The sequence below is a fragment of the Limnohabitans sp. genome (genome assembly GCF_017848645.1).
GTDB lineage: Bacteria > Pseudomonadota > Gammaproteobacteria > Burkholderiales > Burkholderiaceae_C > Limnohabitans_A.
The window spans coordinates 32391-49166 of record NZ_JAFEIF010000073.1; the positions used below are offsets into that span (position 1 = coordinate 32391).

Annotated in this window: 15 protein-coding genes; 9 read left to right on the top strand and 6 right to left on the bottom strand. The window is 59.6% G+C overall.

All coding sequences use genetic code 11. The annotated features are described in order from the left end of the window. Positions 1 to 4: 4 nt before the first annotated feature. The 5 genes from QZ190_RS15505 to QZ190_RS15525 form a co-directional block, all read right to left on the bottom strand. Positions 5 to 2980 carry a DEAD/DEAH box helicase family protein gene (locus tag QZ190_RS15505; protein ID WP_291918061.1) on the bottom strand — a complete coding sequence of 992 codons (2976 nt, stop codon included), beginning with the start codon at positions 2978 to 2980 and terminating at the stop codon, positions 5 to 7. Between the two features lie 5 nt (positions 2981 to 2985). Next, the gene (locus QZ190_RS15510; protein ID WP_291918064.1) at positions 2986 to 4785 is read right to left on the bottom strand and encodes a site-specific DNA-methyltransferase; all 1800 of its coding nucleotides are present in this window, start codon (positions 4783 to 4785) and stop codon (positions 2986 to 2988) included. Between the two features lie 257 nt (positions 4786 to 5042). After that, positions 5043 to 5780 (bottom strand): nitroreductase, encoded by a 738-nt coding sequence (locus QZ190_RS15515; protein WP_291918067.1) that lies wholly within the window; start codon positions 5778 to 5780, stop codon positions 5043 to 5045. Then, positions 5777 to 6217, bottom strand: a complete 441-nt coding sequence (locus QZ190_RS15520; RefSeq protein WP_291918070.1) for a thioesterase family protein — start codon at positions 6215 to 6217, stop codon at positions 5777 to 5779. The genes QZ190_RS15515 and QZ190_RS15520 overlap by 4 nt, the downstream gene beginning before the upstream one ends. Further along, positions 6214 to 7143, bottom strand: coding sequence for a histone deacetylase (locus QZ190_RS15525; protein WP_291918071.1), 930 nt, complete (start codon positions 7141 to 7143; stop codon positions 6214 to 6216). The genes QZ190_RS15520 and QZ190_RS15525 overlap by 4 nt, the downstream gene beginning before the upstream one ends. 186 nt (positions 7144 to 7329) lie before the next feature. Here QZ190_RS15525 and phaP point away from each other — a divergent pair, with 186 nt between their 5' ends. Continuing rightward, on the top strand, positions 7330 to 7863 hold the full coding sequence (phaP, locus tag QZ190_RS15530) for a phasin family protein (protein ID WP_291918074.1): 534 nt from the start codon (positions 7330 to 7332) through the stop codon (positions 7861 to 7863). Positions 7864 to 8050: 187 nt separating this feature from the next. On the opposite strand, the gene QZ190_RS15535 is transcribed toward phaP, so the two are convergent. Next, on the bottom strand, positions 8051 to 9028 hold the full coding sequence (locus QZ190_RS15535; protein WP_291918077.1) for a patatin-like phospholipase family protein: 978 nt from the start codon (positions 9026 to 9028) through the stop codon (positions 8051 to 8053). 77 nt (positions 9029 to 9105) lie between these two features. Here QZ190_RS15535 and QZ190_RS15540 point away from each other — a divergent pair, with 77 nt between their 5' ends. The 8 genes from QZ190_RS15540 (at position 9106) to hemP (ending at position 16634) form a co-directional block, all read left to right on the top strand. Next, positions 9106 to 10149: an extracellular solute-binding protein gene (locus QZ190_RS15540; RefSeq protein WP_291918080.1), complete on the top strand. Its 1044-nt coding sequence runs from the start codon at positions 9106 to 9108 to the stop codon at positions 10147 to 10149. A 147-nt stretch (positions 10150 to 10296) separates the two neighbouring features. Continuing rightward, positions 10297 to 12588 carry a TonB-dependent siderophore receptor gene (locus tag QZ190_RS15545; RefSeq protein ID WP_291918081.1) on the top strand — a complete coding sequence of 764 codons (2292 nt, stop codon included), beginning with the start codon at positions 10297 to 10299 and terminating at the stop codon, positions 12586 to 12588. A 13-nt stretch (positions 12589 to 12601) separates the two neighbouring features. Further along, complete coding sequence (locus QZ190_RS15550; protein ID WP_291918085.1) at positions 12602 to 13291, top strand: Fe2+-dependent dioxygenase; 690 nt, start codon at positions 12602 to 12604, stop codon at positions 13289 to 13291. A gap of 25 nt (positions 13292 to 13316) precedes the next feature. Beyond that, positions 13317 to 14417 carry an alpha-hydroxy acid oxidase gene (locus tag QZ190_RS15555; RefSeq protein WP_291918087.1) on the top strand — a complete coding sequence of 367 codons (1101 nt, stop codon included), beginning with the start codon at positions 13317 to 13319 and terminating at the stop codon, positions 14415 to 14417. Between the two features lie 55 nt (positions 14418 to 14472). Further along, on the top strand, positions 14473 to 15168 hold the full coding sequence (locus QZ190_RS15560) for an energy transducer TonB (RefSeq protein ID WP_291918090.1): 696 nt from the start codon (positions 14473 to 14475) through the stop codon (positions 15166 to 15168). Positions 15169 to 15232: 64 nt separating this feature from the next. Continuing rightward, positions 15233 to 15961 carry a MotA/TolQ/ExbB proton channel family protein gene (locus QZ190_RS15565; protein ID WP_291918093.1) on the top strand — a complete coding sequence of 243 codons (729 nt, stop codon included), beginning with the start codon at positions 15233 to 15235 and terminating at the stop codon, positions 15959 to 15961. A gap of 29 nt (positions 15962 to 15990) precedes the next feature. After that, complete coding sequence (locus QZ190_RS15570; protein WP_291918095.1) at positions 15991 to 16404, top strand: biopolymer transporter ExbD; 414 nt, start codon at positions 15991 to 15993, stop codon at positions 16402 to 16404. Then, on the top strand, positions 16401 to 16634 hold the full coding sequence (gene hemP, locus QZ190_RS15575; RefSeq protein ID WP_291918098.1) for a hemin uptake protein HemP: 234 nt from the start codon (positions 16401 to 16403) through the stop codon (positions 16632 to 16634). Before QZ190_RS15570 ends, hemP begins: the two co-directional genes overlap by 4 nt. Positions 16635 to 16776 lie beyond the last annotated feature (142 nt).

Consider the following 16776-nt stretch of genomic DNA (forward strand, 5'->3'; position numbering starts at 1 on the left):
GACCTCAAGCAATGCCGATGACAGGATCAATTTCCTGCATCAGTTGCGTCAGCGCATCGTGATTGATCTTGGTTTTGTAATGCACCTCAACGCCTTTGTCTTTCAAGGCCGCGAAAAAATGCTTGGCGCTCGCTATCTTCCAGCGCTCCCGCTCTGGGATGTCTTGCTGGTTGTCGTACCCCTTGGTTTCCACCACCAAATACAGCGCCTGAGCCCGACCCTCTTGACTGATGACATAACCAAAATCCGGGTTGTAGTTGCCCAAAGGCGTAGGAATGTTGATTTTGGGCAGCTTTGCAAACACCGTGATCGTCTTGTGGTTCGACTCATCGACGGTGTCGCGCTCAATTTGGCTGTCCACAGGCATGAGCGCGTCTTCGTATAAAGAGCGCTCTCGCAGTGCTGGATTGCCAACATCATGCGACTCCACTCCGCAAAGCGACAGCGGAATCGTTTTAAGCAGCTGCCCAGTTTTGTCGGTCAAAGACGTTTCAACCCGGATTTCTCGCAAGTCATAACAAACTTTGTTGACGACCAACTCATGAATGCAGCGTTGAATCAAATCCCGCAGACTGAGCAATGCCCGGTTCTCGTTGTGTTTGATCTGAGCAAACTTGTCAGCAGGCATGCGGCACAAAATGTCACTGACCGTGTGGATGGACAAGCGCGTCATATTGGCCAGTTCCCGCACAAACTGCGCCAACGTGTAAACCGAATGTGGCTTGATCGTGTACTGGCCTTGCGTTGCGGTCGCTTGGTGCATGTTTTGCACCCCTGAAGTTGTGGTCACGGTGACAGACAAAGGGCGCACATCGAAGTTACGCTCAATGTTGGTCAGCACATTCAATTTGAGCTGCTCAGTGTCCAGCTCGTAGCGCAGCACCGCATGGCGGTTCAGGTTCTGCCACAGGTGTTTGAACTTCTGATACTGCCCAGGGTTGACCGTCAACACAGGGGTTTGTTTGTTCTTTTTGGCTTTGACTTGGCCCGCCCCATCAAAGAACAAGTCCAGATAACGCAGCATGTTCTGCACATTGTCAGGCGTCATGCCCGTCACTTGGTTCAGCGAAAACACAATGGATTCACGCTGCGCTTGGTATTGCGGCCGCTGCCAAAGAATGGTGGCCTGGCCGGACAAATCATCCAGCTCGATCACGCCCAACGCGGCCAAGGCATCCAAAACCTTATTGGCTTGGCGCGTGCTGGCTGCCACACCGAACTCGGCCAAGACAGCATCATCAAACACACCCGCCACACGCTTGACGCTGTGCGCGGTGATTTCACTTTGAATGGCCCGCACAAAATCACCCTCGCTGGCAGGGACAACCACCACCAAATCGTTGATTTCGTCAAAGGCCGCGTCATCCGAATGCACCCGCTCCAGTTGCTGGTTGACCGCCAGCCGCAGGCCACGCCCAATTTGTTGCAGCTTGGTGATCTTTGAATTGCTGGGAGCCAACTTGCACAAGGTGAACACGTTGGGGTTGTCCCAACCCTCTTGCAGCGCCCACATGGAAAAAATAAAACGCAAGTCCGTATCGAAAGACAGCAGCTTTTCCTTCTCCTGCAAGATCAGCTTGATGGCCTCCTCTTCGCCCTTTTCACTGTGTGAGCGGGCAAAGTAGCCTTTGTGAACCTTGCTCACGTCCGCTGCAGTGCGCTCCAAATAAGCGCGGTAACCCGGATCCAGATCGGCATCGGCCAGCACCCTGGCCAACTCAGTTTTGTAATGGCGCTCGAATGTCTCACACAGAACGGCTGGTTTGGTTCCATCGGGCAAATACTTGGCCACGGCATCAATGAAAAACAGGCTGATGGCCTTAATGCCACGCTTGAACAGCGCCTGCTCCCGCTCAAAATGGTTAGCCACCGTGCACTGAATCAACAGCGACTGCACCTCATCGGCCAACATGCCGTAGGCCGTGGCCTCGCCCAAAGGCAAGGCAAATCCATTGGTAAAAACCAGCTCCTTGGTCGTCACACTCTCGACCACATGGCCGTCCAGATAGGCCAGACCGGTTTTTTCACCCAAGTTGTCTTTGGCTTTGAGCTCTGTCGTGGCTGTTTTGCCTGCGCTCGTCTGGTAGCTCACTTGCGCCAAGCGCTCTTTGGCCGTTCCTGTGACTTGCAAAAGCTGCAAAGTCTGCGCCATCGAAGAACTGGTGCCCACAGTGTCCACCGTGATGCCTTTGACCAGCCGCTGTCGAAAAGCTTCCAGGCTGTCCAGTGTGTAGACCAGGTTTTTGAACTCGTCCCGCTTGTAGGTCGCCCCAAACCGAATGGTCAGCAGCGGGTTGAACTTGGGCAAATACTCCTTGACCACCTTGCCATCAAAGCGGTGCGGCTCGTCAATGATCAGCACGGGCCGAATGGCGGCCAGAGCTTCCATGTAGCTCTTGGCCTGGCCAAACAAGTTGGACTCCACGCCGCGCTTGTTGATGATCTTGCCGTCGCCCGCAAACGACTGGTAAGTGGCCACCATGACCGAAATGCCTGCATTGGCCGCGTGAATGAAGCCCTTGACCGTCTTGTCCGAGTAGTTGAAGACGTTGATCTTCTGGTTGTTGTATTCCTTGGCAAAAAAGTCGGCCGTGGACTGCAATGTCTTGACCGTGCCCTGCCGGATCGCATTGCTGGGCACCAAGACAATGAACTTGGAAAGCTGGTACTTCTGGTGCAGCCGGTGAATCGTCTCGATGAAGGTGAAGGTCTTGCCCGTGCCCGTCTCCATCAGCACATCGAGCGACAAAGCAGGTGTGAGCGATCCAGCCACCTCCACCTCACCCGCCTGAACCTGGTTTTCAGCACGGATGCGCTCAATATTGGCCCGGATGGTTTTTTGCGCTTCGTGCGCCACATACGTCGGATTGGCGTGCACACCCGTGGGCGCGACAAAACGCACATCGGCGAACACCTCAAAAATGCTGTTCACCGCCTGGGCCTGGTAGGCCAGGCGGGTGTATTGGAATTGCGCGGCCATGCGCATCAACCCCGCAAGCGCAGCTTGTCTTCCGACAGGCCCAGCGTTTCGAGCAAGGTTTTCAGGCCCAACAGAAAATTGTTGTCTTGCACCCAGGGGGCATACACGCTCAGGTGTTGTACCGGGGTGCCAGCAGTTTTGAGTTGAGCCAGTGCTTGGCGCAGGTCTTCGGTGTCCAGCGCCTGCAAGATGATGAGCACATCGGCTGCGCGGTACAGCGCTTGCGGGTGCTGGTCGGCTTGCACGGGTTCGATGCGGGTGGACAAAGGCAAGCCTTCGGCCAGCAGCAGGTTGTAAAGAATGCGCGGCAGTTGGTCGGGTTGGGGTGTGGCGATGGTTGTTTGCAGCAGAGCCAGGTCGGCCTGAGTAGCCTCGGCCAGCGGTTTTTGCAAGATCAGGGCATCGGGGTCGTCGGCAAGATCAAACACGCGAAAACCCGTATCCAGCTCAGGCTTGTTGGCCTTGAGCTTGCCCCCGGCGCGGCGGATGCGCTCGGCAGTGATCTCAAAAATCGTGGCCTCGAGCTTGCCCAGCGTGTCCCTCACGAAGGTGTGGGCATCCTTTTGTTTCTTAGGGTCGATGGGCTGAGGAATCTGGACGAGGATAAAGCGGCGGGTGCCGTTGTCCAGAACGTTTTGCAGCATTACCGCATGTGCAGTGGTCCCTGAACCTGCAAAAAAATCCAGAACTATGCAATTGGCATCGTCAGGATCGGTTGCCATTTCGACAAACTTGTTGAGCACTGTTTCGTCTTTGGGAAAGTCGAAAACATTTCCGTCCATCATGCGTGTCAACCTCTCGGAAGCTGAGCGTGCAGGTTGGTAGTACACACTGGGCGGTGTAATAGTGTCGGTTTCGTGCAGATAGCGACGAATCATGACACTCGAATCGGTAACAAACGAGACACGGCCTTCGTCAACCAACCGATTGAACTCGGTTTGATCAAACCCCCAGCCACGATTTCTTCTAAGCGGCAATACTTGCCCATTTTTGGGGTTAATCAGATCAAACTTTCGTCCGCCAGGTGCCGTCGGGTCATCCTCTTTGTATGCGCCTCTTTCATCAACATAGCGGAAACGGCGCAGCGCAAATGATGGTTTAGCTTTCATTGCTCTGAACCAACCAGCAAGCTCTTTAGAAATGGTTTCAAAGTCCGAGCCGTGCAATTTTTTTAATCGTTTGACCTCCGCAAACACTGGGGCAGCGCCTTCTTTTTTTAGGCTCCACTCTCGAGGCAATTCATTGCGGTTTTGAGCGTAGACCAAAACATATTCGTGAACGGTTCCAATTTGTCGAGCATCGTTCTTGTTGGCTCCTTCCCAGACAAGTTCTGCGACAAAATTTTCTACCCCAAAAACCTCATCACACAACAGCTTCAGTTGAGCCTGCTCGTTGTCGTCAATACTGATAAAGATGACACCATCGTCGCGCAGCAGGTCTTTGGCCAACAGCAAACGCGGGTACATGAAGCTCAGCCAACCGCTGTGCGTGCGGGCACCGTAAATGTTTTTGATGTAGTCGATGTTGTCGGCGCTGTAGCCCAATTGTTTGAGCACCTCGCCTTGCCGGGCGCTGAAGTCGTCGCGGTAAATGAAGGCGTCGCTTTGGGTGTTGTAGGGCGGGTCAATGTAGATAAGTTTGACTTTACCAAAGTAGCTCTGGCGCAGCAGGCGCAGTGCATCAAGGTTGTCGCCTTTGATGAGCAGGTTGCCGGTGGTGTCCCAGTCTTTGCTGTCAGCCTGCAAGGGCTTCAGGATTTTCTGCGGTGGCACAAAGGCGGTGTGGTACGCCTCGCGCTTGCCCACCCAGCGCAGTTCATAGCCGTCTTCTTCGACCCGAATGCCCTCGGGGTTGACCGGGTCCAGCGCTTGCTGGATGGCGGCGGCGTTCACACGCACGCTGCCATCGGGGGCTGTCTCGATGGCTTGCGGGAACAGTTCTCGCAACAGTTCCAGTTTTTGAGCGGCAGGGCTTGGGGCGTTAAAGAAGGGTTGGCTCATGGGGACTCAAAAAGGAACATGGCGCAGCGGCAAGCCTGCGCCGGGTTGTCAAAAGCCGTGCGTCAATCCACCCAGTGCGTGAAGTCTTGGGCCGGCACGCGGGTGGTCTGGAAGGTGTTGACCAACGCTGCTTCGTCGGCATAGCCCAGGGCCATGCCGCAGACCACCATCTCGTTTTCGCCCGCGCCCACATGGGGCAGGATGATTTTGGAAAACCCGTTCCAGGCCGCCTGCGGGCAGGTGTGCAGACCCCGCGAGCGGGCGGCTACCATGATGCTTTGCAAGAACATGCCGTAATCGAGCAAACTGCCCCGGCCCATCACCTTGTCGATGGTGAAGACCAGGCCCACAGGCGCGTCAAAGAAACGGAAGTTCTGCTGGTGTTGCTGGTGCATGCGCGCCTTGTCGCCCTTGCCAATGCCCAGCACGCCGTACAGGCCAAAACCGCACTCGCGGCGGCGGTCGATGTAGGGGCTGACCCATTTTTCGGGGTAGTAATCGTAGGCCTCGGCGTATTCAGAAGCCAATGCGGGGTTGGCGCTGATGGCGTCGTGCGCGGCGCAGGTCTTGGCCACCAGCTCGTCGCGCTTGGCACCCTGCAGCACATAGACCTTCCAGGGCTGGGTGTTGGTGCCGCTGGGCGAGCGGGCCGCCACGCTCAGCACTTCTTGCAAAACGCTGCGCTCCACCGCTTGGGGCAGATAAGCGCGGGCCGAAAAGCGGCTCAAGATGGCCGCATCCACGCTGGCCGGGTCGTTCACGCGGGTGCTGACCTGCGGGCCGATGGGGGAAATGCTCATGTCAAAGTCTCCAGAAAATTTTTGAGTGCGGCAGGCAGGGGCACGGGGCGGCGGGTCTCGCGGTCCACGTACACATGCACAAAGTGGCCCCGGGCGGCGGTGAGGTCTTCGCCTTGCGCGAACAGGCCCACCTCGTAGCGCACACTGGACGTGCCCAGCTTGGCCACGCGGATGCCCGCGTCAACGGTTTGCGGAAAAGCCAGCGGCGCGAAGTAAAAACACTGGGTTTCCACCACCAAACCGATGGTGGTGCCTGCGTGGATATCGAGCACGCCCTGCTCGATCAGGGTGGCGTTCACGGCGGTGTCGAACCAGCTGTAATAGACCACGTTGTTCACATGGCCATACACATCGTTGTCCATCCAGCGGGTGCTGATGGGGCGAAACGCCTTGTAGCTGCTGCGGGCGTCGGCTTGGGGTTTGGCAGGCGTGTTCATCGCCCAAGATTGTGCCAGCGTTGCCAATAGCCCAAAGCCACATCCCAGGTCTGCATTTGCACCTGCACCGTGGTCTCGATGTCGTGGCCGTAGCCCCCGCCCATGCACAGCACCACCGGCAGCCTGCGCTGCCAGGCCCAGTCCATCACCACGCGGTCCCGTGACTGCATGCCGTCCATCGTCAATTTGAGCCGTCCAAGCCTGTCGCCCTCGTGCGGGTCGGCCCCGGCCAGGTAAATCACCAAATGTGGGTCAAAGCGGTCCTGCAGGGTCTGCAGCGCCTGGTGCAGGGCTTGCAAATAAGGTTCGTCGGTGCAGCCGTCCGGCAGGCCCACATCCAGATCGCTCGGCTCCTTGCGGAAAGGAAAGTTCTTTTCGCCATGCATCGACAGGGTGAACACGCTGGGGTCGTTGGCAAACACATGCGCGGTGCCATTGCCCTGGTGCACGTCCAGATCGATCACCGCCACCTTCATCTGCTGGCGGTGGTGCCGCCAGGCCTCGGCCTGCATCAGGCGGGCCGTCACGGCGATGTCGTTGAACACACAAAAACCCCCGCCCTTGTGTGCATAGGCATGGTGCGTGCCGCCCGCCAGGTTGCCCGCCACACCTTGCGACAAAGCATCGCGGGCCGCGGCCACCGTAGCACCCACCGAACGGCGCGCCCGCTCCGCCATAGCCGGGCTCCAGGGGAAACCGATTTCGCGCTGTAAAGCCGCCTCGAGGCTGCCCGTGGCCACGCCCTGGATGTAGGTGGGCGTGTGCACCAACGCCAGCTCACCGTCGCTCGCGGCTGGGGCCTCGCGCATGCGCACGCCGGGCAACTCTTGCGACAAGCGGTCGCGCAAACGGCTGTATTTGCGCATCGGAAAGCGGTGGCCTTCGGGCAGGGGCAGGACAAAGTGGTCGGCGTAGTAGGCGTGCATGTTTTGATTCTGAGCAAGGTGATTCTAGAAAACCCTCTCTAAACTGAGCCACGTGTGGGCCCATCCCCTTGCAATACCCCGTAGAAACCCTAAAATCCAACCCATGCTGCACTGCAACAAAGTTGTACGGTCCCGGCCAGTTACGGCGCAGTCTTCTTGAAACCGAACTTATCTCTGGAGCCCCTCATGATGACACCCGAACAAATCGTTGCCTCGCACAAAGCCAATGTGGAAACCCTGTTTGGCCTGACCGCCAAAGCCTTCGAAGGCGTGGAAAAAATGGTTGAACTGAACCTGAGCGTGGCCAAGGCCGCCTTGGACGAATCCGCCAATAACACCCAAGCCGCTTTGAGCGTGAAAGACGCCCAGGAACTGCTGGCCATGCAAGCCAACCTGTTCCAGCCATTGGCTGAAAAAACCGCCGCTTACAGCCGCCACCTGTACGACATCGCTTCGGGCACCAACAGCGAGTTCACCAAAGCTTTTGAAGCCCAAACCGCTGCTGCACAAAAGCAGTTCTCCAACTTGGTGGACAGCGCCGCCCAAAACGCGCCTGCCGGTTCCGAGCAAGCCGTGGCCATGATGAAGGGTGCCGTGACCGCTGCCAACACGGCTTTTGAATCCGTGCAAAAAGCCGTCAAGCAAGCCACTGACCTGGCCGAGACCAACCTGGCTGCCGTGACCCAAACCGCTGCTCCCAAGGCCGCCAAGAAGAAGTGATTTTCCCGGCAGGCTGGTATTGCAAGTTCCAGCCTGTCGTTTTGCAAGTTGTCTCCTCGGATCTCTTTGAATTTCATCTGGAAACAGGGATCCCTTCCAGGGCTGATCGCAAGATCAGCCCTTTTTTTTGGCTGCGCACCGACATCGGTGGGCCTTGCCCCCCGACTTGATCCGGGGTCTCTTCAAATCAACGTCCCTCTTCAAACTGGGCCATGCGCGCTTTCAATGCGGGCAAGGCAGCCCGCATCGCCACCCGCCCCGCTTCAATCGCGCGCAAACGGGCGCTGAAATCGGCGCTTTTGACACCCGACAAAGCGGGCCGGATCACCACATCGGCCTCTTTGAGTGCCAAGGTGTTGATGCTTTTGCCCATGATGGCAAAGGTCTGCATCAGGATCTGGAAGGTGTCGCCATAGGGGTTGCCCTCCGGGTCGCTGGAAATGTCCACCGCTACCACAAAGTTGGCCCCCATCTCACGCGTCTGACGCACCGGCACCGGGGAGACCAGGCCACCGTCCACGTACTCCCGGTCACCCAAACGCACCGGCTGAAACACCGCTGGCACCGCACTCGAGGCCCGCACCGCTGCGCCCGTGTTGCCGCGCCGGAAGGTGATGGCCTGCCCGCTGCCCAGATCGGTGGCCACGATGCCCAAGGCGATGGGCATTTGCTCGAGCGTCTTGCCGCCCACTTGGGTGTTGACGTACTTGGCCAAGGCCTCGCCACGCAATGCGCCCCGGTTCAAAATGGGCAGCATCCAGTCGGTGATCTCGGCCTCCTGCATGGACTCGGCCACGCGCACCAACTCCGCCGGGTTTTTGCCGCTGGCGTACAAGGCCGCCACCAAACTGCCCGCCGAGGTGCCCGCCACATGGCTGGGCCTGAGCCCCGCCTCTTCCAGCACCTGGATCACGCCCACATGGGCAAAACCGCGCGCTGCACCACCGCCCAGCGCCAGCCCCAACCGCACCTCACGCCGCTCGGCCGTGGGCGCCGAACTGGGTTCTTGCGGCTTGGTGGACTGCAAGCTGCCACAGGCCGTCAAGACCACCCCGATCAACAACGAGCCCAGCAACTGCAAAGCGCGCTGGAGCCCCCCACCTGACACGGCTTGTTCTGCTGCTATGCCGCCCTGCGCTTGACCAATCCCTTGCACTTTATGCATGTATTCCTCAAATCTTATTGATAACCATTCTCATTTGGTTTAAACTTGTCCCAACACTTCACGCAGGACAAATAACCATGACATTGACCAAATCCCTGTTGAGCATCGTCTGCCTCCTGAGCACCGCATCGGCCATGGCGCAAGACAAAGTGCTGAACATCTACTCGGCACGCCACTACCCCACTGATGAGGTCATGTACAGCGACTTCACCAAAGCGACCGGCATCAAGATCAACCGGGTCGATGCCGATGATGCCGGTATTCTCGCCCGCCTCAAAGCCGAGGGTGCGGCCTCCCCCGCCGACGTGATTTTGCTGGTGGACGCCGCCCGCCTTTGGCGTGCCGAAGTGGATGGACTCTTTTTGCCCATCAAGTCTGCCAAGCTCGAAGAAGCCATTCCCGCCAATTTGCGCGCCAAACCCACCGACAACGGTGGCACTGCGTGGTTTGGTCTGTCCACCCGGGCGCGTGTGATCGTGTATGACAAGCTCAAGTTCAGCAAAACCGACTTGGACAGCTACGAGAAGCTGGCCGACGCCAAATTCAAGGGCACCTTGTGCATCCGCTCCGGCTCGCACCCCTACAACCTGAGCCTGTTTGGCGCCATGACCGAGCACCTGGGCCCACAAAAAACCGAGGTCTGGCTCAAAGGCTTGGTGGACAACATGGCCCGCAGCCCAAAGGGCGGTGACACCGACCAGATCAAAGGCGTGGCCTCGGGCGAATGCGGCGTGGCCGTGACCAACACCTATTACTTGGCCCGCATGATGCGGTCAAGCAACCCGGCCGACAAAGCGGTGAGCGAAAAAATCGGTGTGGTCTTCCCCAACCAAAGCAACTGGGGTACCCACATGAACGTGGCCGGTGGTGCCGTGGCCCGCCATGCCAAAAACACCGACAACGCGGTCAAGTTCCTCGAATACCTGGCCAGCCCCTCGGCGCAAAACCACTTTGCCAACGGCAACAACGAGTGGCCCGCGGCCAAAGGCGTGAGCTTTGACAATCCGGCCCTCAAGGCCATGACGGGCGGCAACTTCAAAAGCGAATTGCTCCCGATCAGCGCCGTGGGCATGAACCAAATCAAGGTGCAGCAAATGTTGGACAGGGTTGGCTTCAAGTAAGGCATCACCCGGTGGTCGCCGTGGGCGACCCACTTTGTCTCCATCAGCCAGCCATTCACACCGGACACCCGGGTGGTGATAGCCAGCCATTGAACTTGTCGGCAAACCCGTTTTGCCTTTTTCACCCCATCAATGACTCGCATCACCATGACTCAAAGACACAATCACGTCCAAAACAATCTGCCACCGGCCAAATTGCTGCCGCTGGCCGCCCTCATGTTGGCGGGTTCGCTCTCAGCCGCGCCTGCTGCCATGGCCCAGAACAAGCCTGAAGAGAGCACCCTCAAAACGGTGACCGTCAAGGACAAGGCCGAAACAGACATGGCCGAAGGCAAAAACAGCGTCCGCGCCACCGAGACACGCATGGGCAAAGGCCAACAGGCGCTACGCAACATCCCGCAATCGGTGACGGTGGTGACCGAAAAGCTCATGGATGACCGCAACTTGGACACCTTCAAAGAGGCCCTGAAAAACACGGCTGGCATCAGCTTTTTGGCGGCCGAAGGTGGCGAAGAAGACATCCGTTTGCGCGGCTTTTCTTTGCAAGCCACAGGCGATGTGTTTGTCGATGGCGTGCGCGACCCGGCTTTTTATGAGCGCGACACGTACAACCTTGACCGCCTGGAAGTGCTGCGCGGCTCGGCCTCGATGCTGTTTGGCCGGGGCTCCACGGGCGGCGCGGTCAACCAGGTCAGCAAAACACCCCGCCTCATGGATGAAAGCCAGGTGGACTTGACCTTGGGCTCGCACAAGCATGTGCGGCTGGTGGGCGATTTCAACAAGCAAACGGGTGAGAGCGCTGCGCTGCGCCTGAACGTGATGAAAACCCAAGCCGACAACAACGGCTCGGGCAGTTCTTTGGACAAAGAAGGCATCGCCGGGGCTTACCGCTGGGGCATTGGCGAGAAGGACGAGTTCCAACTTGGCTTGTACCACCTGAACAACAACAATGGCATGAACTATGGTTTGCCCTGGATTCGCCCAAGCACCTCCGCCTCCCCGCTGGAGTCCACCGTCTTGCCGCTGGACCCCAAGGCCTATTACGGCGCAGCCAGCGACTACAACGCGGGGAGCGCCACACATTTGACGGCCAGCCACACCCACCGTTTCTCGGCCGACAGTGAACTCAAAACGCAAATCCGCAAGGGTCAGTACGAACGCGATCAAAGGGCTGGCACTGTGCGGTTTGCCAATGCCGCCAGCCAACCGGGGGGCCAAGCCGTCAGTTTGGCCACCTTCGGCCCCAATACGGTCATCAACCGGGGTAACAACCTGAAGATTCAGGACATGGACACGCTGCATGTGCAAAGTGATTTCAGCAAAAAATTCCAGGCGCTGGGCCTGAAACACGAATTGCTGGCCGGGGTCGACCTGGCCACCGAAGACAAAACTGTGTACGCCGCCCGTACAGCAGGTGTGCAAGGTGGCGTGACCATCAACAAGCCCACCACCACCATTGGCACCCCGAACGATGGGGCCTGGGTGGACGAAAGCACCCGCGTGCTGCGTGTGAACAACCAGTACAGCAGCACCGGCTGGGGGGCCTACCTGCAAGACCTGGTGCAAGTGGCACCGCACTGGAAAGTGCTGGGCGGCTTGCGCTACGACAGCCTGAAAGGTGACTACGACCAATTCGGCAACCCCACGAACGCCACCGACAACGGCACCAAAACCAGTTACCAAATGAGGGTGGGCGAGTGGAGCAAACGCGCAGGCGTGCTGTTCCAGCCGAACGATTTGCAGTCCTTCCATTTGTCTTACGGCACCTCGTTCAACACTTCGGGCGACACCTACTCGCTGGGCGCCTCCAACGTGGACACGCCGCCCGAGCAATCGGAAAACTGGGAGTTGGGGGCCAAGCTCGACTCGGCCGACAAACGCTTCACCACCCGCCTGGCCCTGTTCCGCGCCACCAAGAAAAACGAGCGCAACACCGACCCCTTGTTGCCCGTGGTCACGCTGACGGGCAGCCGTTATGCCTCTGGCCTGGAAATCGATGTAGCCGGTCGCTTGACCCCAAACTGGGAAGTGTTTGGGTCCTTCACCTGGATGCCGGATGCCAAAGTCAGCAAGGCTGCCCCCTGCCCTGCCACAGGCTCATGCAGCCAAGGCGCGGCAGGTGAACGCGTGGGCGACCGCCCGGCCCTGACCCCGGTGCACAGCGGCAGCGCCTGGACGACATACCAAATCAACGGGCAATGGCGTGCAGGCGTTGGTCTGACTTTCCGGGGACGCCAGACCCCCACGCGTGCCGCATTTGAAGTGCCCTCGTTTGTGGTGGGCGATGTGATGGCCGAATACGCCTACAGCGATGCCCTGAGCTTCAAAGCCAATGTGAGCAACGTCACCAACAAGCTGTATGCCGATCAGTTGTACCCCGGCCACTACATACCGGGTGCAGGCCGTTTGACGCAAATCACCGCGTCCTACAAATTCTGAGGACGCCACCCACATGGTCCGTTTCCTGCCCGAATTGCTCAGCCCGGACACCGTGCGCCAGGCCCGCGACCAGTTGCTGGCCTTGCCCGAATCCGACTGGGCCGACGGGCGAGGCAGTGCGGGCCCCCAAGCCCGCGCGGTCAAAGACAACCTGCAACTGCCACATGACCATCCGGTGGCGGCGCAAATCCGCCACGCGGTGCTCGGTGGGTTGGACCAGTCGAGCACCTTCTTTTCAGCCGCTTTGCCGCTGAAAATTTTCACACCGCGCATCAACCGCTACACCCCCGAATTCCCCCATTACGGCTGGCACATCGACAACGCCATTCGCCTGCGTGCCGATGGCCAACGCGTGCGCACAGACTTGTCATGCACCGTCTTTTTGAACGACTCCGACGACTACGAGGGCGGCGAGCTGAGCGTGCAGGACCAAGAGGCCGTCCACCGCGTGAAGCTGCCCGCAGGCCACGCCGTGCTGTACCCCGGCAACACCTTGCACGAAGTCACACCCGTCACACGCGGCCAGCGGCTGGCTTGCTTTTTCTGGGTCGAGAGCATGGTGCGCAGCGACGAGCAGCGCCGCATCCTGTTCGATCTGGACATGAACCTGCTCAAGCTGCGCGAACAACACGGCGAAACGACCGAAACCACGGCTTTGACCGGGGTGTATCACCAGCTGCTTCGCCAGTGGGCCAACACCTGATCTGCTCTTTGAACCCGCACACACCATGACCACGCCCATCGTCACCCTGCAAGACCACGAACACGCCGCACAAGCGGCGCTGGGCAATGCTGCGTGGGCCTATTTCAGCGGTGGCGCAGCAGACGAAATCACACTGCGCCACAACGTGGCCGCTTGGCAAAACCTGCGCTTGTCGCCCCGCGTGTTGCAAGACCTGCGCGGCGGCCACACCCGATGCAACCTGCTGGGGCGCGAATGGCCCATGCCGCTGCTGGTGGCCCCCATGGCCTACCAGCGCTGGGCCCATGCCGATGGGGAATCGGGCATGGCTTTGGCCGCTGCTGCGCAAGGCTGCGGCATGGTGCTGTCGCACCAAACCAGCACGCCTTTGCACGACGTGGCGGCGCTGGTGGCTTCAGACGCCGAACGTGGCCCCTTGTGGTTTCAGCTCTACTGGCTGGCTGACCGGGGTGCCCTGCGCGAATTGTTGGCACACATCGAAACGGCCGGCTTTGAAGCCCTGGTACTCACGGTGGACGCCCCGGTACACGGTGTGCGAGACCGCGAACGCCGCCACGGCATACATTTGCCCGAGGGCGTGAAGGCGGCGCATTGGACGGCCCCCGACAACGGCCCTGCAAAAAACCACGCCCAAGGCCTGTGCGCTGGCTTGGCCGATGCCGTGCCCACTTGGGCCGATGTGCAGTGGCTCATGGGGCAAACCCGTTTGCCCGTGCTGCTTAAGGGCATCACCCACCCGCAAGACGCTGTGCAAGCGCTGAATCTGGGGGCAGCAGGGGTGATCGTCAGCAACCACGGTGGCCGTGTGCTCGACACCCTGCCTGCCACGGCCGAGTTGCTGCCGCGCATCGTTCAAGCCGTTCGCCATCAACACCCGCAAGCGCTGGTGCTGGTCGATGGCGGCATTCGGCGCGGCACCGACTTGTTCAAGGCGCTGGCCTTGGGGGCCGATGCCGCGCTGATTGGCCGCCCTGCCCTGTATGGCCTGGCCCATGCGGGGGCCCGTGGTGCAGCGCATGTGCTGCGCCTGATGCGCGACGAGTTCGAGGCCACCATGGCTCTGACGGGTTGCGCGCACCTTCAAGATATTGACAAAGACCGCTTGTGGCCTCTGCAGCCCGTTTGACGCCCCTTGATTTTTATTGAGCCACTTTATGCAAGCAGCCCATTTAGAAGAACCGATGCATCGACCCCACCGCACGCATCCAAGCCGTACCTGGCGCGTGACCGGTGCGGTGATGCTGGGCCACGTTGGCGTGGCTTACTTGCTCGGCAGCGGTTTATGGACCCGCGTGGTCCCCGCAGGCGCACCCGACAAGGTGATCATGGCCAGCGTGGTCATGGATGCCCCAGCTCCGGCCGCACCCAAGCCTGAACCGGCGAGACCCCAAATACAGGCCAAAACAAAACCCCAACCCGAGCGGCAGCCTCAGGCCAAGCCCGTCAGCCCTCCCGTGCAACCCACGCCTGTGCTGTCACCCACAGCCCCCAGCGATGCCGCGCCCATCGTGCCAAGCCCTGCGCCTGCCCCGGCCACACCAGCCGCACCGCAAGCTGGCAACCAGCGCCCTGCCAACAACGCCACAGCGGCAGCCGTGGTGCTGCCGTCCACCAGCGCCGACTACCTGAACAACCCGGCCCCACCCTACCCGCGCCAGAGCAAACGCCTGGGCGAGCAAGGCACCGTCATCATTCGCGTTTTGATCACGCCCGAGGGCCGCGCCGAAAAGGCCGAAATCCGAACTTCCAGCGGTTACTTGCGCCTGGACGAGACCGCCCTTTCCACCGTGCAGCGTTGGCGCTTTGTGCCCGGCCAACGCAACGGCGCGCCCGAGGCCATGTGGTTCAACGTGCCCATCCGCTTTGTGCTGGACTGATCCGCCCCCAACGGCCCGACTGCCCACCATTTTTTTGCCCGATCCCATTCACAGGAGTTTTTTCATGCCCGAATCATTTGGCCTCACACACATCTGGACCCAAGGGGACGCCGTCACCCGTCTGATCCTCATCGCACTGATCGGCATGTCGGTCACCAGCTGGGTCGTCATCGTGCTCAAGGCGCTGGACGTTTGGAAACATAAACAAAGTGCCTTGAGCAGCGAACAGTTCTGGCACACCACCAGTCTGGCCGAAGGCTTGGCCGTGCTCAGCCACCGCCCGGACAACATGTTCCACACGCTGGCCCAAGTGGGGCAAGAGGCCACAGAACACCACCAGGCGGCACAAAAACAGTTGCATGACCGTCTGGACGTGAGCGACTGGGTCACGCGCAGCCTAAGCAACTGCATTGACGACCACACCAGCCGTCTGCAAAACGGCTTGGCCATCCTGGCGTCGATTGGCTCCACCGCCCCGTTCGTCGGTTTGTTTGGCACCGTCTGGGGCATCTACCACGCGCTGGTGGCCATCGGCGCCACCGGCAACGCCAGCATCGACGCGGTGGCCGGCCCGATTGGCGAAACCCTGATCATGACCGCGCTGGGCCTGGCCGTGGCCATTCCAGCGGTGCTGGGCTACAACGCCCTGGTGCGTGGCAACAAATTCATCATCGCCCGCATGAACCGTTTTGCGCATGACCTGCACGCCTATTACGTGACCGGTGCCCGCGTGAGCCCTTCGGCGCAGGCCAATCTCCCATCCCACCTTGCTGCAGCGCATGTTGGCCAGTGAGCAGCTGACCCGCCCACCAGGAAACCCGCATGTCCTTTGAAATCAACGACAACAACGATGACGTGATGAATGAAATCAACATGACGCCCCTGGTAGACGTCATGCTGGTGCTGCTCATCATCTTCATCATCACCATCCCGGTGGTGCAACACGCCGTGAAAGTGGAACTGCCCCGCTCCAGCAGCAGCCAAGACAAAACACCGCCCGAGAACCTTCAACTGACCGTGGACAGCCAAGGCCAGTTCTTTTTAGGCCAACAGCCTGTAGGGGCTGATGCGCTGGAAGATGCGCTGCGCAAACACGCAGCCAAAGACCCGCAACCCCAGCTCTACATCCGGGGCGACAAAAAAGTCGCTTATGAACATGTGGCCCAGGCCATGAGCGCTGCGCAGCGTGCGGGTCTGGCAAAAATAGGTTTTGTGACCGAGGGCCAAAAACCATGACCTTGAAACCGCCTGAGACTGCGCCGACCGACCCCGCCAATTCGACCATCGCGCCAGGAACGCCCAGGTCGGTGCCGACTGACACCCGCAGCGCAAGCCGGTCAACCCGTCCGCGCACCCTGGACAGCCATGAGCTCTTGGGCGAGCAGGCCCTGGTGCTCATTCGCCACTTGGGCGAAATCTATCGCCTGCAAACCACACGGCAAGGCAAATTGATCCTGACCAAATAAAAACCCGGCAAGCATGCCGGGCGTGAAGTTCTCAAGACCCAGCGGGAAATCCCCGCTGGCAGCCGTAGCCATAGCAGTTCACAAAAACTTGACCCGACCCTGCAAGGCCTGCAGCGTCACTTGCGGGGCAGACACACCAGCC